Genomic DNA, 24,845 nt, shown 5'->3' with positions numbered 1-24,845 from the left:
GGATCTTTGAACGACGCCTATGACCTGCCGCCCGGTGATGCGGGCGGCGTCGGCCGGGCCGTCTCGGTCAGCGAATTAAACGGCCATCTGAAAGCGGTGGTCGAAGCGACGTTTCCGCCATTGTGGGTCGCCGGTGAAGTCACCGACGTGACGCGCCCTCGCAGCGGTCACCTGTACTTCACCTTGAAGGACGACGATTCCCAGATTCGTGCGATCATGTGGCGCAGCGTGGTTTCCCGCTTGCCGTTCAAATTGGAGAACGGCCAGTCGCTGCTGTGTTTCGGCGGTTTGGAGATTTACACCGTTCGCGGGACCTATCAGTTGGTCGTCCGCAAAGCCCAACCGCAAGGCGTTGGCGCGCTGCAGCAGGCATTCGAAAAACTGAAAGCCAGGCTGCACTCCGAAGGGCTGTTCGCCGCCGAGCGGAAGCGTCCGCTGCCGAAACACCCTCGGCGAATCGCCATCGTGACCAGCCCCAGCGGTGCGGCGATCCACGACTTCCTGGTGGCCGCCCGTCGGAACATGCTGTCCGCGGAGATCTTCGTGATTCCCGCTCAAGTTCAAGGGGCCGGTGCCGCGGAAACAATCCGTCGCGGGTTGCAAGCGGCCGCAATGATCCGTCCCAAACTTGACGCCGTCATCGTGGCCCGCGGTGGTGGCAGTTTGGAAGACCTGTGGTGCTTCAATGAAGAGCCCGTGGTGCGTGCCATTGCAGAGTGTCCGGTGCCGACGGTCAGCGCGGTCGGACACGAGATCGACGTCACGTTGGCGGACCTGGCGGCCGACGTGCGAGCTTTGACGCCCACCGATGCGGCAACCAAGGTCTTTCCCGATCGCGACGGGATCACCCAACGCGTCGATCACCTGGACCGACGCTTGCAACGGGCGATGCAGCTGACGATGGAGCTGCGCCGCCAAAAGTTGGAAGCTTTGGAACGTCACCCGATGTTCAAGCGGCCGATGGAGATCGTGCACTTACGTTCCAGGCTGATGGACGAACTGGAAATGCGCGCCCGTCAGGCGATGGATCGGCAGATGGAACGCGCCCGGCACCGGCTTGCCAATTCCGCGGCCCAGCTCTCGGCGCTTTCGCCGTTGAAGACGTTGGCCCGCGGTTACAGCGTGACGCTGAACCAGTCCGGCCAGGCGGTGACCCATGTGGACCAAGTCACCGATCAGCAGCAGGTGGAAACGATCGTCGTCGGCGGGCGATTCAGCTCCGTGGTGACGTCCGTGATACCGGACGAACCCCGGTTCGGTCGTGGCGACTCTGCGGAGTGATCGTCAGTTTGCTATCCTGCACGGGTTTTCCGACGGTTCCCCAGGGTGCTTTCCCACCGTCGTCTCACCCGCCTCGATCCCTCCCGGAGTGCTTCCATGTCGCGGCTCTTTTCTCGTTTCCTGCTCGCGATTCTTTTGGTCCTGGGGGCCGTCGAGGTTCTTCCGGCGGCCCAGGCCAGCGCAGAACGACCAAACATCGTGCTGATCTTTGTCGACGACCTCGGTTGGAAAGACGTGGGGTGCTACGGCAACGAATTCGTTGAAACGCCGAACATCGATCAGTTGGCGGCCGAGGGCGTACGGTTCACGAATTTTTACGCTTCCGGGGCGGTCTGTTCGCCGACTCGCTGTGCCTTGCAGTCGGGCCAGAACCAGGCACGAATCGGGATCACGGCGCACATTCCCGGCCACTGGCGTCCGTTTGAACGTGTGCAAACACCTCGGCCGACGAACGCGATGCCGTCGGAAACCGTGACGGTCGCCGAGTCCTTGAAGCAGGCCGGATACACCACCGGCTACATCGGCAAATGGCATTTGGGATCCGGCGAACTGTTTTCACCCGGCGGGCAAGGATATGACTTTGATGCCGAGATCAATGGGCCGCACTTTGAAGGCAAGTACCGCGCCCGACGCAAGGATTTGAAACCCAAAGCAGGACAGTATCGGACGGAATTCGAAACCGATCTTGCCCGAGGATTTATCCAACGCTCCTCCGAGAAGCCGTTTTTCCTGATGATCAGCCCGTTTGCCGTTCACATCCCCCTCGGGGCGATGAGCAGCAAGGTCGAGAAGTATCGCGCCAAAGCCGGCGACAATCCGGACACCCACTTGCCGCATCCCATCTACGCGGCGATGATCGAACACGTCGACGACATGGTGGGCCGGATCATGGACCAACTGCGGCAGTCCGGACTGGATCGAAACACCATGGTGGTGTTCACGTCCGACAACGGCGGTCTGTACCGACGCTACGATTTCAATCCGGAAGCCGATCGAAGCGTTTCGGTCCAGAAACCGTTACGCGGCGAGAAAGGAACGCTGTTCGAAGGCGGCATTCGCGTGCCGTTGATCATCCGTTACCCCGGGGTGGCCGCGCAGGGCAAGGTCTGTGACGAGCCCACGATCACGCACGACTTCTATCCGACGTTTGTCGAACTTGCCGGCGGGAGCCTGCCGGAGAATCAGCCGATCGATGGGGTCAACCTGTTGCCCTTGATCCGTGATCCGCAAGGATCGCTGGGCCGCGAGGCACTGTACTGGCACTACCCGCACTACCACCATGACCGACCGTCCAGCGCCATTCGCCAGGGCGACTGGAAATTGATCGAATACATCGACGGGACGGGACAGACGTTGCTGTTCAATCTGGCCGATGATCTAGGTGAAACCACCGATCTTTCGCAAAGCAATCCGGGACGGACGCAGCAACTACGTCAACAACTTTCCCGCTGGCGAAACTCCGTGGTCGCGCGGATGCCGATCCCCAATCCGCACTACGATCCGGACCGTGCCGGCGAGTGGTGGAGCGTGCGCACGGGAAAGCCGATCGACAGCCAAGCACGCAAACGGTTCCCCGCCACCGAAAAAGATCTTTGATCGGGATCGACGCAAGCATCGTGGGGCCACGCATCCGCTGGTGTTGACGATTCAGGGACCGGCGTGGGGTGTCCGGCGTGTGGTGTCCGGTCCGCCCGGCAGGACGGATGGTGCGGGCAAGGATCTTTTCCGGAAATTCTGGAACAACCGCGATAGCCCGCCCATCGGGTCGAGCAATTCCATGGCTTTCGTTGGTCGTCCGCTACGGATTGAGTAAACTTCAGAATCGGGCGATGACGCATTCAGGCCCGTTTCTCCCGACGAGACGATTTTTCACCGCCGATTCGGTTTGTCCGGATCGCTCCTCATCTTACCCCTCTGAAGGCATGATTCGTTCACACCAAGCTACAGCGATCTTGTTGGCTGTTTTTGGCCTCGTCTCGGCACCGAACCGCTGCAGCCATGCCGGCGAACTGATGTCCCCGCAAACGGCTGCCCGGTTGGGCTTGGAAGAAGCCTGGCGTCGTCAGATGCCGGTGCCCGCGGGTTCCGATTCGATGGTGGACCAGCAGATCGTGGCATTCCCGGACATGACGCGGGAATTCGTGGAAGTGGTGGGGCCTGCGAAGGAAGGTGAGCCGCCGGAAGTGTACTACCGCGTCTCTACCGACCAGGCCGGACCCGACGGTCAACCGATCGGAAAGGAGGAAGCGGAACGATTGGCTCGCCGCGAAGTGCGTTTCTTAAAACGGCGGGTCGGGGAAACCACCATCCGCACCGAACCCATTCCCGAAATCCGCCTGTACACGGCAAGTGACAACGGCACGATCGAGTGCCGGGATGCCGAAACCGGAGTTCCTATTTGGATCACCCAGGTGGGCAATGCACGATTGCGGTACGGGAAGCTGGGAATCAATCAGAAATTTGTCACGGTCACCAACGGCGGAAACCTGATCAAGATCGATGCCGATACCGGCGAACCGATCACGACGGTGCGCACCATGAGCACGCCGATGTATGGTGCGATCCATGCGGGCGACTTCTCGTTGGTGCCGACCATCCGCAACGGTGTCGAGGGCTACCCGCTGGAAGACATCACGGTCGATCCGTTCATGGAGATCGTGGCCGGGTTGGCTTTGGCCCCGCCGACCAAGTCCCCCAGTTCCACCAAGGTGGCTTGGGCCACCGACCGGGGATTCGTTTACGTGATGGAACTTTCCGGCGAACCCTCCGTCTTGTTTCGTCTGAACACCGACGGGATCGTCAGTGGACGGATCGCGGCGGCACCGGGTGACCGCTTCTTTTTCGGCAGCGAATCGGGCCAGGTGTATGGCATTCGCGCGACACGCACCGGCGAGGTGTTGTGGAACCAACCCTTCGGCGAGCCTTTTTACGAAGCTCCGTATCTGGTCGGCGGCAAAGTCTTGCTGCCATCTGCTTACGGCAATCTGTTCGCCCTGGACGAGAAGACGGGATTGCGGACCTGGGATCGACCGGTTCCGAACGTCAAAAAGATTCTCGGCGGATTTGACGGCAGGGTGTACGTCAGTCTGCTGAGCGGTCAGTTCGCTGCCATCGACCTGGATACGGGCAAGATCTTGGATCTGGATAGCACGTTGCGGCCGCAGCGATTGCTGGTCAACCGAGTTTCCGATCGGTTGTACTTTGTGAATTCCGTGGGCACGGTTCAGTGTCTCAGGCCCGTCGGAAAAATTCTGCCGACCGTTCGCGAGTCGACCGATCCTGGAGCGGAGGAGCCGGAACCGGAAACCGAGAAGAAGCCCAAAGAGGAAACCGAGACTCCCGGCAACGACCCGTTCAATTCCAATGATCCTTTCGGAGCCGGAGGGAATGATCCGTTCGGAGGCGGAGACGAGAAAATGGACGATCCGTTTGCGGTACCGGGTGGAGACAACAGTGATCCGTTCAGCGGCGATCCGTTTGGCAACTGATCGCTCGAACCAGACAGAGCCCAGCTTGACTGCGCTACTCTGGGTGAGCCGCGTGACGCTAGCCGCGGGTTTTCTCGCCTCGACCGGCGGCTAGCGCCTTGCCGCTCATCACACTGCAAATCACGGTGTTTTTGATTGAAAGTGGCTCTGGCCAGCTGGTCGACGTGAATTCAGCCGCGACGACGAAACCTACCGCTGCAACGCGGAATCCGGCGGTTCAATTGCGTACAAAACGCGGTCGGCTCCCGCGTCGCGGGCGACATCGTAGACTTCAATCGCCCGCCGCATCGCGACATCCTGTTCCGGATCAATGATGACCGGAGGCTGCACGCCCAACTGGATCACCTCGGCAAGCTTCGACCGAAGCTCATCGGTGGAACCAACCCGCTGCCCTCCCATCTCGATCACCGGCAAACCGTCGCGAACCAAAATCTTCACCACGATCTCGTCGAACGCTTCGGCCGGCGGGGTGGACGGCTCGTTGGCGACGCTGCCGGTCGCAGGCGTCTCCGCCATGGCACCCGGCAAGTCATATTCGGGCAATTCAAAGCTGCTGGTCCAGACGAAGAACACGAGCAGCAAGAACACGACGTCGATCATCGGCGTCATCTTCACTTCCAGGGGATCTTGCTGGTGTTGTTTTGGCAACCGCATGCCGAAACCTTGCCGGGTTCAAATCACTCGCTGGTTTTGAACACCAGCAAGTAAGGGACGGCGGGGCGGCCGTCGGGATCCTTGAAGTTGTGGAATTTGTTGCTGTTGATCCAGATCGCGTAGGTTTTGCCGGGCAACAGCTTGACGGGCAAGACACAGGTGCGTTGGTCTTTCTGGTAAGACGGCTTGCCGTTGACCTGCGGAAAGCTTTCTTCGCTCAACGTGGACCAGGACCAGCTTTCATCGGCCATCGGCTTGCTAAACGTGACTCGAATCTCAGCCACTTTCGGGTCGACATCCGAGGCACCGGCGACCGGGTTTGTCTTGACGACCACGGGAGGCATCGAGGCCAGCGTCACGTCATCGGCACGGCCCGCAACGTCAAGAAACAACGTCAGGGCGATAACTGCGAAAAGCGCACGTGACATCGTTCTGCTCCTGGTAGGGAATGACCACACGAACGACGCATTATCCCTTGCATCGAATTGCCTCGCAACCGGCGATGATGCGGGTTGCGATAGGTCGTGACGGTGGAAATTGGTGCGGGGGGAAATGTCATCCGATCGCTGCGTCATCTTCCCGCAGCGACCGTCTGACTAGGACGTGGGTGAAGGTTCTTGGACCGCCAGCTTGACGTCCAGCAGTCCCGACTTTGCGGCGGCTTGCAGAACGGGTTCGATGATCCGGTAGGGCACCGCGCCGTCGGTCCGGATCCGTAACGACGCCGATTCGCCCTCTTCGGAAACGACTTGCGCGAAGACCGTCGCAAGTTCGGTGGGGCCGATCAGGCGTCCGCCGACCAGCACGCGTTGGTCGGCGTCAACCGTCACGGTCAACGAGACCGGGGCGGTGCTGAGCGGGTCGTGCGTTTTGGCGGTCGGCAGGTCGACCGGTAGTCGAGCTTCTTGGCGAGCCAAATGGCTGGAGACGAGAAAGAAAATGATCAGCAGGAACACCACGTCGATCATCGGTGTCATGTTGGCCCCGGTGAAGGGGCGGTTTTGCTGATCGGGGATCTTCACCGATGCCTCGCTGATTGGAAGGAAGCCGAGAACACGCGATGTCAGAAAGCTCGCGCACGCCAGGCGGCGGCGCGGTTCGATCATCCGACGTCAGGACCTGAAGCACCCGCACGCCGGCTTCGTAGCATCGGCCCCAGGGCGTCTCGGCTCCAGGGCGTCGGCTATTTAGCGGCGGCCACGACGGCGTCTTTGGTGATCCCGAAGTGTTCGTAAACTTCCGTGTACGGGCCACTTGCCCCGTATCCGGACATGCCGACAAATTTGCCTTGCGATCCGATCCAGCGGTCCCAGCACATCCGGATGCCCGCTTCGACGGCCACGCGGTTGGTCACTTCCGGCGGCAAGACCTGATCGCGATAGGCTTGGCTTTGGTCTTCGAACAGTTCCATGCAGGGCACGCTGACGACACGGACGTTCTTGCCTTGGCTGGTCAATTCCTCAGCCGCAGAAACACACAGTCCCAGTTCGCTACCGCTGCCCATCAAGATCACATCGGGTGTGCCTTCGCAGTCACTCAACACGTACGCTCCCTTGGCACAGCCCGCCGCGGGGGCATATTTCGTTCGGCACAGCGTCGGCATGTTTTGACGCGACAAGACCATGGCGGAAGGATGATCATCGATCTGCATGGCGGTGCGGTAACATTCGGCCACTTCGTTGGCGTCCCCCGGACGAAACACGTTCAAGCCCGGGATCGCCCGGCAAGCGGTCAAGTGCTCGACCGGTTGGTGGGTGGGACCGTCTTCACCGACGCCGATCGAATCGTGCGTCAGGATGTACAGGGTGGGCTGGTGCATGATCGCCGACAGCCGCATGGCACCACGCATGTAGTCGGTGAACACGAAGAAGGTCGCCGCGTAGCCTCGCAGGCCGGACAGGCAGATCCCGTTGACGGCGCCCGCCATCGCGTGCTCGCGAATGCCGAAGTGCAAGTTGCGTCCGCCGTAGTGCTGCGGCAGAAAATCACCGGCGCCCTCAAACTTCAAGTCGCTCTTGTTGCTCGGTGCCAAGTCAGCCGAACCGCCGATCATGAAGGGGACGTTGGCCGCGATCGCGTTCAGCACTTTGCCGCTGCTGTTCCGCGTGGCGTCACCTTTTTCGCTGGCTTCGAATTCCGGAATGTCCTTGTCCCAGCCGGCGGGAAGTTTCCGGTCGAACACGGATTGCAATTCCGCGGCTTGCTTCGGGTTGGCTTTCTGGTAGGCGTTCCAGGTTTCTTGCCAGGACGCATAGGCGGCTTGGCCACGGTTGCCGAGGTGTTCGCGGAAATGTTCGATCACACCGTCGGGGATGTGGAACTTCTCTTCGGGCGGAAAACCGTAGGATTTCTTGGCCAGTTCGACTTCATCCCATCCCAGCGGGGCGCCGTGGGCGCCGTGGGTGTTCTGCTTGTTCGGAGCACCGTAGCCGATGATGGTCTTGCAGATGATGATCGTGGGCTTGTCTTCGCAGGCACGAAACTGATCAATCGCGTCGGCGAGCGAGGATAGATCGTTGACGTCAGCCACGTGAACGACGTTCCAACCCAATCCTTTAAAACGTTCGCCGACGTTTTCGGAGAACGACAGATCGGTGTCACCTTCGATCGTGATGCTGTTGTCATCGTACAGCCAGCACAGATTATCCAATTGCAGGTGGCCGGCCAGCGAAGCGGCCTCGCACGCGACGCCCTCCATCAAGTCCCCGTCGCTGCACAATGCGAAAATGTTGTAGTCGAACAGCGTGTGGTCAGCGGTGTTGTAGTTCTTCGCCAGCCACTTCTGGCTGATCGCCATCCCCACGCTGTTGCTGACCCCCGCGCCCAGTGGACCCGTGGTGGTTTCGATCCCGGCCGCTTCGGCGTACTCCGGGTGGCCCGCGCAAACGCTTCCCAATTGCCGGAAGTTTTTGATGTCTTCCAGCGTGATCGACAATTCATCCAGCACCTTGCCGGACTTGTCGGTGGCTTTGACCCCCGCAAGGTGAAGCGTGCTGTAGAGCAACATCGATGCGTGGCCGCATGACAGGACGAAGCGATCCCGGTTGGGCCACAGGGGCTGGGCAGGATCGTACTGCATCGTGTGATTGAAAAGCTGATAGGCGATCGGGGCCAATGCCATCGGCGTGCCAGGGTGACCGCTGTTGGCCGTTTGCACCGCATCCATGCTCAGGGTGCGAATCGTGTCGACGGCTAGGTTTTGGATATCGGTCGATGCAACACTCATTTTGCGTGGTCTGTCTGGTCGCTGGAGGGGTAGGGACGGGAATCGCCAGGCTAAAAAGGTACCTGCCCGGCGTCGATTTCGAAAGGGTCGTCACCGACGGAGGCTCCGCCAAGGTGCCGCCTCCGCCCGTTGATGTTGGCCAAGCGGCGGATTCTGGCCCAAGGGCGTCGCCCGCGCGAGCGGTTTCGCCAGGGCCCGAGCATCAATCCGGCTTTCCGCTGCGGCCCGGTGATGCCGGGCCCATCGCGGTGCCTGGACCGTTCAGCGTCCCGGTTTCGTGCCGACAAACAAGTAATACGGAGCGCGGATCAGCGGCAAATAGGGAACGCGGCCCATCCGCTCGTGAAAGAGTTCGCAGTCGAACGTGCGTTGCAGCATCGCGCAATGGTCACCGCTTAAGTGGACGTTGTCCGCGGCGAACCAGTGCGTCCAAAATGCACGTCGAAGCCACCCGTGCTGCCGGCAGGTATCCGCAGCGTACTTTCGCGAGACATAGAGGTCCGTCGCCGCGATCGTCCCACCCGGCTTGAGCATCCGTTCGGCCTGTCGGATCGCTTCGAACCAATCCGGAATCATCGTCAGCGAATAGGAGAAAGTGATGACGTCGACGCTCTCCGCCGGCAATTGGAATTGCGTCGCGTCGGCAAGGTGCACGCGAGCATTCTCGATGCCGGCCGAGGAGATCCGCTTCTGGGCGACCTCCAGCAGTGATCGCGACAAGTCCACCAAATGAATCTCACGCAACGCCCGTGTGCGATGACCGGCGTGGACGATGTTGTTGCCCGTCCCCGCGCCCACATCGACCCAAATGCCCGCGGCGGGAAACACAATGCGGTCGATCAATTCGTTGCGGCCGTGCAGCATCCGCGATCGGAACGAATCATATTGGTCCGCCTGGTGTCCGTAAAAACTTTCCAGTCGCTCGGCGTGCGTGGCGCCGCGGACGGGACGGGCGATCAGATTCCAAAGAACTTTCAGGTCACTCGCAAGCGTCGCGTCTTGGAAGTCGACCGTTGGGGGTGAGCCATCGCCGGCACCCTTGGGATCGGTCGTGACGCTCATGCGGCACCGCCTTGCAGATCGGCGATGTAAAAACTGCCGTAGGTGTGGACCCGGTCGGACCGATGCAACTTTCCAGCAAGCGTCCGCTGGTACCGCAGCAAGTCTCCAACCGGAATCAGTTCTCCGGCGGCGGTGACCCGCAGGGGGTCCACGAAGTCGACGTCCAACGCCGCGCTCCGCCACAGGATCCGCGTCTGGGGCGCCGACCGGTTGACAATGCTCTGCCACTCCGCCGCCAACCGCTCCGGCATGTTCTCGTACAGCCAGTCCATGTGATCCAATAGCACAAACCGGGAAACCGCGCCGTCGTGTCGGTTCAGAAAGTCTTCCACCGTGGCGGTGGCGGTTTGAATGCGATTGGCAAGGCCCGCTTGCAACGCGTTGAACCCGTCCCGCGTCAGGTATTCCGGGCAGCAATTGGGCGAGTACTGTCCGGTCAGGTAGACACGCCAGAAGTAATTGTCTTTCAGGGGGATCTGATTGAACACCGCTTCGATCCGATCCTGGACGAAGCCTGCGATTCCGCGTGGGTACCCCCGCTCGATCTGCATCCGCTGGCTTCGCGGGACACCCAGCAGGGACATGGTGGTATCCCGTCGAAGCACCCAGCGAATCGGGCCGGTGAACAGCAATTCGGAGACGCGTCGCCGCCGGTAGATTTCAGCTTGTTGATCCACGGTGTCGGCGGCCAACATTTCCCGCACGGCATCCCGTAGTCCGCGGGGACGATTCAGATAGCCGTTGATCATCCAGGCAAACATCCCGGACGTCCCGCGATAGTAAAAGCTCTTGCGGCGGCTGGATCCGTCGAAGAAACCCTGGCGGTCATCCCAAACGCGGCGAACGTGCGGCGCCAGAGCTGGTCTCACGCCGTCGGCATACAGCGATTTCCAACGTGGGTGTTGTCCCCGGCCGAACACCTGAAAAAAGTCGCCATAGTCCAGCGTCTGAATCGCCGCTTTCTTCAGTTCCAGGAGCGAGTTTTGGAGCGGATTCACGTCGACGGCGTGGATGGCACGTGGTCCTTGCAAAGCATAGTCCAAGGCGTTGCACCCGGCCGACGTGATCACCAGCACGGTGTCGTCGGGACCTAGGTTTAATGCGGCACGATCCAAACGCGGGTCCTCCCAACAAGTGTTGTAGACCAGATTGCGTTGGTGGACCGCCGAAAAATACTTCTGACCAATCCATTGTTTCACCATTGAAGAATCCAAACTGGAAGGAGAGCCGCCGCGTCAAGCGACCGATCGGGCACAGACCTTGGACGCTTGATGTTCACCCGATGAGGCCGACGCCTGCCCGCCAGGTTCGGCATCGATGAAGGGATCTGCTGTGGCTGGGCGTGATGGGTAAGCAGCCATCCCGTTGTCGCGTCGGGCCGTGGCGTCAATCCCTAGCGATGCCATCTTCGGCGGCAGTTGCAAATCGATTGCCTGGTCGTATCGCGAGACCAGTTGAAAACTGCCGTCCAGACGTTCGACCAGCCCGGAGCAGTTCTCCACCCAATCACCCGTGTTGCAGTACCAGACGGATTCGGATTGCTTGATCGCAGGTGTATGAATGTGACCGCAGATCACACCGTCACAGCGATGATCCGCCGCGTGACGCATGATTCTGTTTTCATACCCACTGATGAATTTCACGCCGCGCTTGACCCGTCCCTTGACCACCGCGCACGCGCCATAGGGGTTGCGGTCGGCGTGCAGAAATCGACTTTGGAACCAACGATTCAAACTCAGGCATCCGTCATAGAAGGACGAACTGCCCTTGGAGATCCATTGGGCTTTGGTTTCAAAGAAATCGAACAGATCGCCATGGGTGACCAGAAAACGCCACCCGCCACTGGTCTCGAAGATGAACTGGTCGGCGATCCGAATTGCCGGAAAACCTGTCGGCAGCATTGACCGAAACACACTTTGACGAAGAAACGCATCATGATTCCCGGGGGTGTAGAACACCTCCGTCCCACCATCGATCAATGACATCAAATGGTGGATGACCTGATCGCATTGCCGTGTCCAATGCCAACCCGAGTTGATCTTCCATGCGTCCAGAAAATCTCCGACCAGATACAGGGTTCGGGGGCGGTAGCGTTGGAAGAAGGACAGGAATTCTTCGGTGCGCGCGTGTTTGCAACCGAGGTGCACGTCGCTGACGAGCAGCGTTCGGACCGATGTCGGCTCGCTTTGGCTCATGCCATGGATCCCTCGCCCTTGAAAAGGGCTTCGTGGAGGTCGTCCTGAGGTGCGGCCGAGTCTAGCGGGGCTGTATTTGAATTCGGTTAATCGGAGACGGGTCTTTGCGCAAGAATGCCGGGCGCGAACGACCGGTTTTCAACACTCGCGAGGTTGCCAGGCTGGCGATGTGCCTGGGCGTGACGGTCAGAAAAACCCGAGTCGGCGAACGCAAGGCACGGGAAAATCTCGCGTGGAGAGTCTCGCGGCGCCAACTTGCATCCGCTGACAAGTCATCCACCGTTCACGGCCGGCCATCGCGGCGGCAGCCTGGATCCGTCCTGTCGAAATCGCAGGGTGGAATCGCAGGGTAGAAACTCAGGGCAGATCGGCGTCCTTTTCAAAATCGCCCGGATTGACCCAGCCGGCTCGAACCTTCTCGCCGGAGATGAATCGATCATAGAAGTTGTCGGTCGATGCACCGGTGTATTCGTATCGTTCGAAGACGTCACCGTTTCCGAATTGTCGCGGGTCTCCTTGCTCGCGCAATTCGGTTTGCATTTGATCTCGTAAGGACTCCAGTCGTTCTTGCTGGTCGTCCGAACGGGCCAGGTTGTTGATGCAATCCGGATCGCTGGCCACGTTGTAAAGTTCTTCGGGGGGACGTTTGCCGAAGCAGAGTTTCCAGAAGGTGGTGGCGGTCCCATCGCGGCGTAGTTGCAGGATGTCCGTCTTCGTCGCACCGCCGTCACAATTCAGGTATCCCGTTTCCGGGTTTCCTGCCGGCCAGCGGTCCGGTTGGTAATTCTTCAGATACAACCAATCGCCTTTGCGAATGCCGCGGATCGGGTAACCGCCGTTCTCGGGACGCCCGATGTCGTGACGTTCCTTTCCGACCAACACGTGGTCGCGCCCGGTGGCCGGCGAGTCCGATTGAAAGAGGTCAAACAAGTCCCGGCCGGTGATCGTCTGCATGATCGGTTGGGGGCTTTCCACACCCGCGGCTTTCAAAAACGTGGGAGCCAGCGAGGTGAAGTCAACCATGGCGTCAACGGTGCGACCGGGCGAGACGATGCCGGAAGGCCAACGGATCGCCAATGGAATGTGGTTGGAGTCCTCGTAGGCTTGGCCTTTGCACCGTGGAAAAGGCATCCCGTGGTCGCTCGTGGCGACGATCAATGTGTTATCCAGTTGGCCGGCGGCATCCAAGTGTTCAATGATGCGTCCGAGGTGTTGGTCGTAATGCTCCACTTCGACGGCATAATCCAGCATGTCGTTGCGAACCGTTTCGTTGTCGGGCCAGTAGTCGGGGACCTCCTTGATGTCGGTCAGTTTCTTTCCGGACCGAACGCCGCTGCCATACTCATAGGCGCGATGCGGTTCGGTGGTCCCGTACCAGAACACCCACGGCGTTTGGTCGGGAACGTCGTCAAGAAAGGTTTTGAAGTTGGCTGCGTAGTCGTTGTTGGAGATGCGGTTGGTGGGCGGTTTGGCTTTCTTCTTCGAGTAAGCCTTGCCGGTAATCGCTCTGGGGTTTCCGTTCGCATCGTTGGCAACACCGGGGCCCCAACCCTTGCCCGTGTAGCCGGCGAAATAGCCGTCGGCAGCCAGACGCTCGACATACCCGCCAAACTTGGCCGGGAAGTAGCACATGTGGTTGCCGGCCTGTTCCAACTGCCAGGAATACCGACCGGTCAGAATGATTGCTCGTGATGGGGCGCACTTGGCATTCGGCGTGAACGCGTTGCGGAACAGAAGTCCTTCCCGAGCGACGCGGTCAAAGGCCGGGGTGGAGACCCAGGGACAGTCGTAGGCTCCGGCATGCCCGTAAGACCAGTCGTCGGCGATCGCCAGCAAGATGTTGGGCCGCGTCTCCGCGCGAGCCAGCGAAGGGAGCAGTGCGGCGGCGATCAGCAGGGCGAGCAACGAGAGCGGACGGGACGAAGCAAACATCGGCGTGTCGAGAGGGAAAGGAAAGCGGGAGTCGGGAGGAACCGCCCCATTTTAGCCGTAGTCACGTCCGCCGCGTGATCGGCGAGTTTGTGGGGACGGCGAGTTTGGGGACAGAGCACGTCAATCGGAGCGGTCGGGAACGGTGCGAACAAACGGCCGGGCCGTTGGCCCTTTGTATTGATGGTTGTCCGTTACCCCAGCCCTGCCGGGCTGGGCAAAACAAATGATCGGGGCGTTGCCCCGAATCAGGGCCCGTGCGGCCGAAATCAGTGCGTCCGGGGGACAGAGCACCTCAGTGCGTCCGGGGGACAGAGCACCTCCGGGGGACAGAGCACGTTTGCCGATCCGCGGGGGCATCGGATGGCTGATTGCGCGGGCCGAAGGCCCGCTGGTTTGCCCAGCCCAGCCCGCCAGGGCTGGGAACCCGGAATCCGCCATCGGTCGAGGGCCGAAGGTCCGGCCATTTGCCCCACGGCACGTCCCGCGGCGACCGGCCGTCAAACCGAGTCGTTTCTGTCCGGCACCCGTTGGGCTACGGACGTTCAGCGGCGGCCGCGAGCACGGCCAAATCGTCTTTGCCGACGCGGTCACAGAAGTCGCCCAGCGATTCGTCCGCGTTCCGGTTGGCCTTGAACGCCGCCGCGATGCCGACGATTTCGTCGACGATGTCCGCGTCGGGGACCAGGTCCTTGTAAATGTAACCCAGCCGATTGCCCAGCCAGCCGCCGCCGACGTACAGGGTGTACTTGTCCTTGGCTTTCCCGACCAAAGCGATGTCCGCGTTGTAGGGCCGCGCGCATCCGTTGGGGCAGCCGGTCATGCGGACGGTGAAGCGTTCCTTGTCCAACCCCAGCTTGGCAAGCGGCTGTTCCAGCCCGTCGATGATGCTGGGCAGGCGACGCTCGCTTTCAGTGATCGCCAGCCCACAGGTCGGCAGCGCCACGCAGGCGATGGACCAACGGCGGACGGTGCTGGTTTGTTCGGTGGTGGGCACCTTGTGTCGCTGGATGATTTCGATCAAGCGGTCTTTGTCCTGCTCCTGAAGATCGGTGACGATGATGCTCTGGTGACCGGTCATGCGGAGCTCGGTCCCGAAGGTTTGGCAGATTTCCCGCATCAAGGATTTCAGCTGTCGTTGTTCGTCGTCATAGATGCGACCGTTTTCGATGTTCAGCCCATAAGACCACAAGCCATCGCCTTGATCCTGCCATCCCATGTGGTCGTCGAAGCCGGTGACGTCATCTTCCGTGCAATCCTTCAGCGGCTGGCCGTAATATTCCTCGACCGAGCGTCGGAACTTTTCGACGCCCCACTCGTCGACCAGGTACTTCATCCGGGCGACCTTGCGGTCGGCCCGGTTGCCGTGATCCCGCTGAACCTTGATGACGGCCTTGGCGACGTCGACCGCCTGGTCGGGAGTGCAAAACGCCATCCGTTTGGCCAGTGCGGGATAGGTCCGTTTGAGCGCGGGCGTGGTCCCCATCCCGCCGCCGACCAGGACGTTGTATCCGATCACCTTCGCATCGCGGACGACGGCCAGGAAGCCCAGGTCCTGCGTGTAGATGTCGATGCAGTTGTCTTCGGGAAGGGCGATCCCGATTTTGAACTTTCGCGGCAGGTAGGTCGGACCATACAGGGGTTCGACCACGGGGCCGCCGCCTTGCAGCGTCTTTTCCCCGGTGTCCGGATCGGTGATCCACAATTCGTGGTAGGCGGGGGTTTGCGGGGCGAGCGCCTCGGTCAACGCGTCGGTCAGCTGCAACATCTCCTGGTGCACGCCGTCCGCGTTCTTGGCCGGGCAGCACATGATGTTGCGGTTGACATCCCCGCAGGCGGCCAGGGTGGACAGTTCAATTTCGTTGATGCGGTTGATCGTGTCGCGCAGGTCTCGCTTGAGCACCCCGTGCAGCTGGATCGTCTGGCGGGTGGTGATTTTCAGCGTGGAATTCCCCAGTTCGTCACACAAATCCAGCTGCGCGAGCATCTGGTCGCTGGTGATCCGTCCGCCGGGGATTCGGCAGCGAACCATCATGCTGTAGGCCTTCCCGCCGCCGGACTTTTTCAATTCGACGCGTTTGTCGCGGTCATCTTGCTGGTAGGTGCCGTGGAATTTCAGCAGCTGGATGTCCTCTTTGCCGAAATGATCGGTGTCGGCGGCCATTTCGGTGTCAATGCTGCCTTTCAGGAATTCGCTGTCCTGTTTGATCTTCTCGACGGGGCTAAGCTTGGGCGCATCGGTAGACATCGAGTCAAAAATCCTGTGTGATTCTGTCTGAAGGTGAGGCGAGTGATTTTCCGTCCGGCGGCTGATGTTTCGGATCGTGCTGCCGCCGAAAGGTTCACGGCGATCGGTCGGACGGAAGGGGGACCTCGTAGGAACCGGTCCGCGAAAATGACGTTGCGGACAACGGTTTTCGTATTTCAAGCAACTATAACGCTCGTTCGTCGTTCTCACTATGGCGATCACCGGCCACCGCGACGTGGCCAGCCGATTCGGCGGGAAGAATCGGCGGGAAGAATCGGCGGTCCGGACGGCGGAAACGGGCGACATTGGAGAGGAGGTGATTGATGACAGCGGAACGATTGGATGGAAAACGTGTGGCGGCCGAAATTCGGCAAGAAGTCGCCGCGGACGTGGCGGAATTCGTCGCTTCCGGTGGCCCGACCCCTTGCCTGGCCGCCGTCTTGGTGGGGGAGGACCCGGCCAGCCAGGTGTACGTGAGGAATAAGGCGCGTGCCTGCGAAAAGGCCGGGATCGATGGTCGCACGCATCGGCTGTCCGCCGACGTCGGCCAGACCGAATTGCTGCGGCTGATTGCGGAGCTGAATGCCGATCCTAGCGTCCACGGGATCCTGGTTCAGTTGCCGCTGCCGGATTCTTCCTACGACGAACGGGCAATTTTGGACGCGGTCGACCCGTTGAAGGACGTCGATGCTTTTTCGCCCATCAATGTCGGCTTGCTGATGCAGGGCCGCCCCCGTTTCCTCCCCTGCACGCCCCACGGGATCGTCCAACTGCTCGGTCGGTACCAGTTGTCGGTGGCGGGCAAGCGGGTGTGCGTGGTCGGTCGCAGCGACATCGTCGGCAAACCGATGGCGATGATGTTGGCGCAGCGGACGGGAACCTGCGGCCCGGAAATCGCCAATGCGACGGTCACGCTGGCCCACAGCCGGACCGCCGACCTGGGGGACGTCTGCCGCCAGGCGGATTGTTTGATCGCCGCGGTCGGACGGCCGGAAATGATCACCGGAGACATGATCAAGCCGGGAGCGGTGGTCATCGATGTGGGGATCAACCGTGTCGGAGACAAGCTGGTCGGCGACGTGGCCTACGATCAGGCCTGCGAAGTGGCGTCGGCAATCACGCCGGTCCCCGGGGGCGTGGGGCCGCTGACGATCGCGATGCTGCTGCACAATACGTTGATCGCAGCCAAACTGCAGAGATCTTGATCGCAGCCGAACTGCAGGCATCGACTGCGGCCAAACTGGGACAACGTCCGGCCGCGGGAGCGGCGGCCGGCTACAGCTGAGTCGCCGAGAAGGTATCGCCCTGGCTGAGGTCACCCGTTTCCAAGCCTTTGGTAAACCAACGCAGACGCTGTTCGCTGGTCCCGTGGGTGAATGATTCCGGAACGATGTAGCCTTGGCTTTTGGCCTGCAATCGGTCGTCGCCGATGGCGGTGGCCGCGCGCAACGCTTCTTCGACGTCTCCCGGTTCGATGATCTGCTTCATCCGCTGGGCGTGATGCAACATGCATCCGGCGTAGAAATCGGCTTGCAGCTCCAGCCGAACCGAGGCCGCGTTGGCTTCTTCGGGGCGTCGGGTGCGGCGAATCTGGTCAACAACTTCCGTTTGACCGAGCAGGTTCTGAACATGATGGCCGACTTCGTGGGCAATCACGTAGGCTTGGGCAAAGTCCCCGGGGGCCTGCAGGTCACGAGCGAGTTGCGTGAAGAAGGAGGTGTCCAGATACACCTTTTGGTCGGCGGGGCAGTAAAACGGTCCCGAGGCCGCGGTCGCACCGCCACAGGCCGATCGGATGCTGCCAGAGAACAGCACCATTTTCGGCGGTTCGTAACGCAGGCCATTCTCTTGGAACAGTTGCGACCACACCTCTTCGGTGTCACGGAGCACCACGCTGGCAAACTCGCCGCGTTCTTTTTCCTCGGGGGTCAACTCCTGCTGCTCGCCAGGCGCTTGCACGGCGACCTGCTGTTGCTGTTGAAGGACCCGCTGCGGATTCCCACCAAGCAATGCGTACAGGATGGCGATGATGATCAGTCCTAAACCGCCACCGGCGACCGCCACCCGACCGCCCGAACGCCGGCGGTCTTCCACATTGGTGCTTTGCTCTCTTCCCCGCCACCGCATGGCATACCCTCGATTCTGGTTGGTTGGCAGGCTTTCGCCACGCCGGACAAGTGAAACCGACCCGCGCCGTTACCTTCCACCGGTTGAATTCCTGTGTGATTCAAACCGCGTCGGCTGCACGCTTCACCGGGTTCACGAAACTCGCCTGACACCACAGCCACGCTCTCACGGCGGTGACCGTTGACGGTCTGTATTATGGCGACCGCGTGTAAACAATTGCCACGGGGCAAGTCGGTAGTTTTTTTTGGACCCCGCTTGAGCGACGCGTCACGCCACATCTGCCGACGACGAACGCTTTTCCTGGTCACCTCCACCGGGATTAACGGCGGCCCATTTCACGTTTGCCGACGATCGCGATCGGACGGCCGCCGGTTCGGGTGGCCGATACGCTATCCTTTGCATCCCCTGGTTCGCTTGCACCGGCAAACGTCTCCTGCCCGAGTATTCCTCGCCGGTGATTCGCTGCCCTCTTTCGCTGACTCCCACGCTCGCAAACTGATGTCGATGGAATTGCCGATCTATCTGGCGCTCGTCCCCGCGATGGCGGTTGCTGCGCAATGGTTGGCGTGGCGAACGCGGCTGCCAAGCATCTTGTTGCTGCTGATCATCGGGGTGGCGCTGGGGCAATTCATTCGTCCGGACGATTTGCTGGCCGCGATCACCGGCGGCGATGCAACGGTGGCCGGCCCGGCCATTCTGTTCCCGATCGTTTCGCTGGCGGTTGCGGTGATCATGCTGGAAGGTGGTCTTTCGTTGAAGCTGGACGAGCTTCGAGAGTCCGGCGGGGCGGCGCTGCGGTTGTGCACGATCGGCGCTGTGGCAACGTTCCTGGGCGTGTCGATCGCGGCGCACTTCGTGTTGGAATTCAACTGGCGGCTGAGCTGTTTGTTGGGAGCGATCCTGGTGGTCACCGGTCCGACGGTGATCGGCCCGCTGCTTCGGCAGATTCAGCCGCGACGTCGCGTCTCCAACACGTTGAAGTGGGAAGGGATCGTGATCGATCCGATCGGCGCCGTGCTGGCGGTGCTTGTGTTTGAGCAATTGATGTTGCATGCCAGCGACGCCACGCTGATCGGCGGTGCCTTGCTGCTGGGCAAGACCGCGCTGGCCGGGACGATGACCGGCGTGGTGGGCGGCTTGCTGCTTTCCTTGGCTTTGCGGCGATTTTGGATTCCGGATTCGCTGCACGGCGTGGCTTCTCTGGCCATCGCACTGCTGTTGTTCGCGGTGAGCAACCACATCGCACCTGAGTCGGGGTTGATCACCGTGACGGTGATGGGGTTGTGGTTGACCAACCAGATTGATCTGGAAATCGAGCACATCATCGAGTTCCACGAGAACCTGAGAACGTTGCTGATTGGTTGCCTGTTTGTCGTGCTGGGGTCGCGTGTCGACCTGGGGCTGTTGGGTGAGGTCGGGTGGTCGGGAGTCGTCTTTCTGGCCGTGATCGTTTTGATCATCCGGCCCGTCTCGGTCTTCATTTCCTTGATCGGCAGTTCGCTGGACCTCCGCGAACAGGTCTTCGTCGCCGGCCTGGCGCCGCGTGGGATCGTTGCCGCAGCCGTCAGTAGCGTCTTCGCGTTGGAAATCGAGCAGTTGGGGGATCGGTTGGTGATTCCTGACGCCGAACAATTGACGCTGGTCACCTTCCTGGTGATTGTGGGCACCGTGGCGATCTACGGGGTCGTCGCGTCTCCCCTGGCGAATTGGTTGCAGCTGGCCACATCCAAATCCAACGGCGTTTTGATCCTGGGGGCCGACCCTTGGGTGCGAGACTTTGCGGTGGAGTTGAAAGAGTTGGACATTCCGACGCTGTTGATCGACACCAACTATCGCAAAGTCAGCGAGGCGAGAATGGCCGGGCTGGACGCGGAATGTTTGAACATCCTGAACGAGCCGGCGCGTCACGATTTGCCGCTCAACGGGATCGGCAAGATGATGGCGCTGTTGCAGAACGACGAGGTCAACACGCTGGCGATCCACGAGTGCAGCGGACTGTTTGATCGTTCGGAACTCTATCAGTTGTCGTTCAACCTTGAGAATTCGCACAATCGCCGCGGCATGACCAAGAACCTGAAGGCTCGGGAGCTGTTCGGCCAAACGCTGACGTTCAGCCAGCTGCGTGACTTGCATGCCCGGGGAGCCCATTTCAAGCGGACCAAGCTGGGAGAGGAGTTCACGTTCCAGGACTACCAGCGACGCTATCCCGACGGGGCCTTCGTGCTGTGCGTGGTCGACGAGGATCGAAACGTGATTCCGATGACCGTCGACAATCCGTTCACACCCGCGGCCGGTCAGACCATCATCGCCTTGGTGGCCGCACCGGACGGCTGACGAGCGAGCAGGATTCTCAAGGGGGTGCGATCTGGCACACTTGGACCTACTGACCGAAGGACGCCCAAACAGGTGTCAGGCGTCCAGTACTGCCCGAGGACGCTGAGGGACGATAGCATGCCGCGGCAAGATGGTTGGACCCAGAACCGCGGCCCCCGATGGGGCCGGGCTTGCCCCGCTAATACAATGTCGAGCCCTCCAAGATGCGGGGGCTCGTGCGAGGTGTCGGGAATCCGCAATCAGGGTGATGTTTTTCACGTTTTGTTGCGTCGGTTCTCCGCCAGTTTGGCAGGCAAACGCGTGTTTTGGCCTAAAATCTTGCCGAAACGGCCTGGAAGAGGCCTTTTCCCACTGCGTTTCTGAAGATGCCGACATATGATTTACCCATTATGGGGTTCTTTGGGACACCAATCGGTGCTGGGATGGCCGGAGCTTCACCGAGGCTTCCGGCGGGGGGTGGCAAGTCCTAGCGGCGGCAGCAGGAAGGCTGGCGTGGGGGGTAGTGAAAGAAAGTATGCTGCGGTTTCGAGAGTGGTTTCTCGCCTTATCTAGAGGGTGGGACGAGATAGACCACAAGCAGTTTCGGACCGTCGTTTGTTTGGGGCCAAGCGTGCCATTCAGTCTTCGAAATTGTTTGTTCCACACCGGAAAACTTCAGAACAACAATTTCAACATCCGGAAGCCAATAAGGAAAATCGATGAGTAAGAACGTTTTAGTTGTGGACGATCACCTTGTGATCCGCATGGGCCTTCGTGCCATGCTGGAAGGAACCGATTTGAATGTGGTCGAAGAGGCCAGCAATGCAGCCGAAGCTTTGGCAGCGGTTGAAAAGTCAGTGCCGGACTGCGTCCTATTGGATATCCGCATGGAAGGCGGCGACGGTTTGAACACGCTGGGTCGGTTGAAGCTGGATCATCCCGATCTGCCGATCGTCCTGTATTCGGCATACGATAACCCGACCTACATCGCTCGTGCGGTTGCCCTGGGTGCTGCCGGCTACATCCTCAAGTCGGCTCCCCGCGAGCGTCTGGTGGATGCTTTGACGACGGCGGTGAATGGTGAATCCGCCTGGACGCGAGAAGAACTTCGTCGCGTGACCGGTGCACTGGCAACGCCGCGATTGAGTCAAGAGTTGGATGTGCCGTTGACGCACCGCGAAAGCGAAGTCCTGCGTCAAATGGCTCAGGGGCTGACCAACAAGGAAATCGCCAAGATGCTGGGCATCAGCTACGAAACCGTTAAAGAGCACGTGCAGCATATCCTGCGCAAGATCGGCGTGACGGACCGGACGCAAGCAGCGGTTTGGGCCGTACGAAAGAACCTGGTCTGATCCACTCGGTCACGACAGTTTTCGACAACGGTCGCCTTCAAGGATTTTGAGGCGGCCGTTTTTTCATGCGCGGCGGGCACCGCGTTAGGACAAACGGTCGGACCTTCGGCCCTCGGCGTCATCTTTGTCACCGAAGTCTCAGCCCTGTCGGGCTGGGCTGGGCAAACGGGTGGGCCTTCGGCCCGCGGGATCGACGGTGGGATGCCGGATGCGGATCAATTGGCGTACGCTGCCCCTGAACGGTGTCGTTCGGCCGGCGGCATCGGTCTTGGGAGGTCCTTCTCTCCGGGGCAACGCCCCGTTTGTTTGTTTAGCCCAGCCCGCCAGGCCCGCCAGGGCTGGGTGAACGGGCCATCAATCCAATACAGGGCCAACGGCCCGCCGTTTGTTCAACCTTGCCCGTCAGGGCTGGGCGAACTATCTGCGTCGCCAGCGATGGCTGGCGGCACGGTAGATGGATCGATCGCCCAACTTCTCTGACAATTGGTCGACCACCTGATCCAACCGACGCTCCGCATCCCGGTGATCTGGGTCGTCAAACAGCGACGGCTGGTAGGGCGTGTCGGCGCCCACCAGAGAACTGAGTGACACACCGATCAATCGGACCGGCCGCGGCTGGCTTTCTCGCATCGCTTGCAGCAGCCCCACCGCGGCTTGCAGGATGTCCTGCGTGCTGTCGGTCGGTGATTCCAGCGTGAGGGATCGGGTGAAGGTGCGAAAATCTTCTCGGCGATACTTCAGGCTGACCGTCGACGACTTGCGGCCGTGCCGCCGCAGACGCATGGCGGTCTGTTCACAAAGATGGCAAACGACCGCGTGCAGCAATTCATCTTCCGTCTGATCATTCGAGAACGTCCGCTCGTGGCTGATCTGTTTGGCAACACGATCCGGCACCACCCCGCGAGGATCGATTCCGTTGGCAAGCTTCCAAAGGTGTTGTCCCCAATCACCGAAATGGGATTGCAACTTGGACGCGTCCTGGCGGCGGATGTCGGCGATCGTCCGCAGCCCCAAACGTGCCAGCCGACGGGCGCCGACCTGGCCGACACCCCACAGCCGCGAGACGGGCAATGGATCCAGAAAGCGATTCAGTTCGTGCTCCTGAACCACGACGAATCCGTTCGGTTTTTCAAGGTCACTGGCGATCTTTGCGACGAATTTGCGTGGGGCGATGCCGACGCTGGCCGTCAGGGCCAATTCATCTTTGATGGCTTGCTTGATCTCGTGGCCGACCTTCGCCGCATCGCCGTGCAACCGCTCGGTCCCCGCCAAATCCAGAAATGCTTCATCCAGCGACAACGGTTGGATGATTGGTGTGTAGCGGGCAAAAATCTCTCGGACTTGTCGTCCCACGTCAGCGTAGTGCTGCAGTCGTCCGCGGACGAACACCGCGTGCGGGCAAAGCTCTGCGGCCCGGCGGCCCGGCATTGCGCTGTGGATGCCATAGCGACGCGCTTCATAGCTGGCAGCCGAAACGACACCGCGGCCCGACTTGCCACCGCCGACCACCACCGGACGCCCCCGCAGCTCCGGATGATCCCGCTGTTCGATGGACGCGTAAAAGGCGTCCATGTCGACGTGCAAGATCATCGCGAAACACTCTCGGAAGAGCTGTATCGCACCTGACCGCGGAGGTAGGTCTGTCGGATCCAGCGGTCGTCCCAGGCATACATCAACGTGGACAACGGACAGGGCGAATCCCGCCAGGGGATGTCGGGGCGAATCAGCACCAGGTCGGCCGTGCCGCCGGGGCGAATCCGTCCCGCATCGGTCCAGCCGAGCGCATCGGCGTTTCCGGCGGTAATCTGGTGCCAGGCATGTGCCGCCGTCGGAACGGTTTGCCAGGCCGGTGCGTCAACTCCGGCTTGTTGGCGAACGATCATGGCGGCTTCAATCATCGCCCGGCCGACGCGGACCATGCTGCGTTCAAATCCGGCACCGATATCGCTGCCGAGTGCCACGGAAATCTCCGACCTTTGATGCGCGGCGCGGTTCATCGTGCCGCTGCCCAGAAAGGCGTTCGCCGTCGGGCAGTGGGCGATCACCGCGCCGTGTTCGGCGATGGTTTGCCTGGCCCGAGCGTCCAAATGAATGCCGTGCCCCAACAGGCAGCGTGGCGTCAAGATTCCGGCTTGCCGGTAGACATCAACGTAGGCGGCACCGGCAAAGTTGTCCGACACCTTTTGGCACTCGTCCAAGGTCTCCGCGAGATGCGTCTGCACCACCGCACCGGAATCGGCGACAAGGCGTCCGGCGGCATGCAGCAGGGGCTCGCTGCAGGTCAAGGCGAACCGAGGCGTGACCGCGGCCGCCATACGGCCCGATGCCGGGTACCGAGTCAGCGTCTCCTGGACTTGGTCGACCAGTTGCTGTGTTTCACGCAGCAAATCGTCCGGTGCGTCCCGATCCATCATCACTTGGCCGATGACGCCCCGGAAACCATTTCGGGAAAACGTTTCCAGGGCTGCCAGTGTCGATTCCTGCGACGGGGCGGCAAAAGCACAGATGCCGGTGGTTCCGAAAGCCAGACATTGCTTGGCCACGCGGGCGATCATGGACCGGGCCACCTCGACGTCGTTCCAGCGAGCCTCCGCCGGATAAATCACTTCGTCAAGCCACCGCAATAGCGGAATTCCCGCGGCGCCGATGGAATCGAATTGCGGCAGGTGCAGGTGCGCGTCAATGAACCCCGGGCAAATCAAGGTCTCCGCGTCCCCGAGTTCGACGCCGTTGCGGAATTCGCCCCAATGGATTCTCGCGACGCGCTCGCCCTCGATCTCCAAGACACCCGGTCGGAACACGGCGGTGCCGTCGTCAAGCGACTGAACGATTTGGCCGCCAAGGATCGGCATGGGGCGAATCTGCTCGGAGAGAACACGGAACAGGCCGAGGCCACGGAATCTTGCTTCACGGCCGAGTCGAACTGAGTGAAAAAAACGCACACCGTGTCGCAGCAATCTGCGTGATCAG

The 24,845-nt window shown here is 60.8% G+C and carries 18 protein-coding genes; 6 read left to right on the top strand and 12 right to left on the bottom strand.

Going from position 1 to position 24,845, the window contains the following annotated elements; translation table 11 throughout:
• The first annotated feature begins 6 nt into the window (after positions 1-6).
• The 3 genes from xseA to FYK55_RS06545 all read left to right on the top strand — a co-directional run bounded on the left by xseA (position 7) and on the right by FYK55_RS06545 (position 4,769).
• Positions 7-1,281, top strand: coding sequence for an exodeoxyribonuclease VII large subunit (gene xseA, locus FYK55_RS06555; protein WP_161604338.1), 1,275 nt, complete (start codon positions 7-9; stop codon positions 1,279-1,281).
• 96 nt (positions 1,282-1,377) lie between these two features.
• Entirely contained in the window at positions 1,378-2,877 is a 1,500-nt protein-coding gene (locus tag FYK55_RS06550; protein WP_150075579.1) for a sulfatase, read from the top strand.
• Between the two features lie 416 nt (positions 2,878-3,293).
• Positions 3,294-4,769, top strand: a complete 1,476-nt coding sequence (locus tag FYK55_RS06545) for an outer membrane protein assembly factor BamB family protein (protein ID WP_161604337.1) — start codon at positions 3,294-3,296, stop codon at positions 4,767-4,769.
• A gap of 189 nt (positions 4,770-4,958) precedes the next feature.
• Here the strand turns inward: FYK55_RS06545 and FYK55_RS06540 are convergent, their stop codons facing one another.
• The 9 genes from FYK55_RS06540 to FYK55_RS06500 form a co-directional block, all read right to left on the bottom strand.
• Complete coding sequence (locus FYK55_RS06540; RefSeq protein ID WP_150075577.1) at positions 4,959-5,423, bottom strand: ExbD/TolR family protein; 465 nt, start codon at positions 5,421-5,423, stop codon at positions 4,959-4,961.
• 23 nt (positions 5,424-5,446) lie between these two features.
• The gene (locus FYK55_RS06535; RefSeq protein WP_201743637.1) at positions 5,447-5,851 is read right to left on the bottom strand and encodes an Ig-like domain-containing protein; all 405 of its coding nucleotides are present in this window, start codon (positions 5,849-5,851) and stop codon (positions 5,447-5,449) included.
• Positions 5,852-6,019: 168 nt separating this feature from the next.
• Complete coding sequence (locus tag FYK55_RS06530; protein ID WP_161604336.1) at positions 6,020-6,445, bottom strand: ExbD/TolR family protein; 426 nt, start codon at positions 6,443-6,445, stop codon at positions 6,020-6,022.
• A gap of 161 nt (positions 6,446-6,606) precedes the next feature.
• Positions 6,607-8,649 (bottom strand): transketolase, encoded by a 2,043-nt coding sequence (gene tkt, locus FYK55_RS06525; RefSeq protein WP_150075574.1) that lies wholly within the window; start codon positions 8,647-8,649, stop codon positions 6,607-6,609.
• A 261-nt stretch (positions 8,650-8,910) separates the two neighbouring features.
• On the bottom strand, positions 8,911-9,711 hold the full coding sequence (locus tag FYK55_RS06520) for a class I SAM-dependent methyltransferase (RefSeq protein WP_150075573.1): 801 nt from the start codon (positions 9,709-9,711) through the stop codon (positions 8,911-8,913).
• Positions 9,708-10,913 (bottom strand): DUF3419 family protein, encoded by a 1,206-nt coding sequence (locus FYK55_RS06515; RefSeq protein ID WP_150075572.1) that lies wholly within the window; start codon positions 10,911-10,913, stop codon positions 9,708-9,710. Before FYK55_RS06515 ends, FYK55_RS06520 begins: the two co-directional genes overlap by 4 nt.
• A 33-nt stretch (positions 10,914-10,946) precedes the next feature.
• A complete protein-coding gene (locus FYK55_RS06510) occupies positions 10,947-11,906 on the bottom strand; it encodes a UDP-2,3-diacylglucosamine diphosphatase (protein ID WP_150075571.1) in 960 nt (319 codons plus the stop codon).
• Positions 11,907-12,263: 357 nt separating this feature from the next.
• Complete coding sequence (locus tag FYK55_RS06505) at positions 12,264-13,838, bottom strand: sulfatase family protein (protein WP_150075570.1); 1,575 nt, start codon at positions 13,836-13,838, stop codon at positions 12,264-12,266.
• Positions 13,839-14,370: 532 nt separating this feature from the next.
• Entirely contained in the window at positions 14,371-16,083 is a 1,713-nt protein-coding gene (locus FYK55_RS06500) for an NADPH-dependent assimilatory sulfite reductase hemoprotein subunit (RefSeq protein ID WP_150075569.1), read from the bottom strand.
• Between the two features lie 323 nt (positions 16,084-16,406).
• Between FYK55_RS06500 and folD the strand changes: the two genes are divergently transcribed.
• The gene (gene folD / locus FYK55_RS06495; RefSeq protein ID WP_150075568.1) at positions 16,407-17,288 is read left to right on the top strand and encodes a bifunctional methylenetetrahydrofolate dehydrogenase/methenyltetrahydrofolate cyclohydrolase FolD; all 882 of its coding nucleotides are present in this window, start codon (positions 16,407-16,409) and stop codon (positions 17,286-17,288) included.
• Between the two features lie 70 nt (positions 17,289-17,358).
• Here the strand turns inward: folD and ypfJ are convergent, their stop codons facing one another.
• Positions 17,359-18,210 carry a KPN_02809 family neutral zinc metallopeptidase gene (gene ypfJ, locus FYK55_RS06490; protein WP_150075567.1) on the bottom strand — a complete coding sequence of 284 codons (852 nt, stop codon included), beginning with the start codon at positions 18,208-18,210 and terminating at the stop codon, positions 17,359-17,361.
• A gap of 504 nt (positions 18,211-18,714) precedes the next feature.
• On the opposite strand from ypfJ, the gene FYK55_RS06485 reads away from it, so the two are divergent.
• Both FYK55_RS06485 and FYK55_RS06480 read left to right on the top strand, forming a co-directional pair.
• Positions 18,715-20,544 carry a cation:proton antiporter gene (locus tag FYK55_RS06485; protein WP_150075855.1) on the top strand — a complete coding sequence of 610 codons (1,830 nt, stop codon included), beginning with the start codon at positions 18,715-18,717 and terminating at the stop codon, positions 20,542-20,544.
• Between the two features lie 698 nt (positions 20,545-21,242).
• Positions 21,243-21,875: a response regulator gene (locus FYK55_RS06480; protein ID WP_150075566.1), complete on the top strand. Its 633-nt coding sequence runs from the start codon at positions 21,243-21,245 to the stop codon at positions 21,873-21,875.
• A 417-nt stretch (positions 21,876-22,292) separates the two neighbouring features.
• Here FYK55_RS06480 and FYK55_RS06475 read toward each other — a convergent pair whose 3' ends face one another.
• A complete protein-coding gene (locus FYK55_RS06475; RefSeq protein WP_150075565.1) occupies positions 22,293-23,465 on the bottom strand; it encodes a DNA polymerase IV in 1,173 nt (390 codons plus the stop codon).
• Entirely contained in the window at positions 23,462-24,727 is a 1,266-nt protein-coding gene (locus FYK55_RS06470) for an amidohydrolase family protein (RefSeq protein WP_150075564.1), read from the bottom strand. Before FYK55_RS06470 ends, FYK55_RS06475 begins: the two co-directional genes overlap by 4 nt.
• Positions 24,728-24,845: the final 118 nt, after the last annotated feature.

This window comes from Roseiconus nitratireducens (assembly GCF_008629675.1).
Lineage (GTDB): Bacteria > Planctomycetota > Planctomycetia > Pirellulales > Pirellulaceae > Stieleria > Stieleria nitratireducens.
The sequence above is the reverse complement of the archived record's forward strand: the minus strand, read 5'-3'. Positions and strand labels throughout refer to the sequence as shown.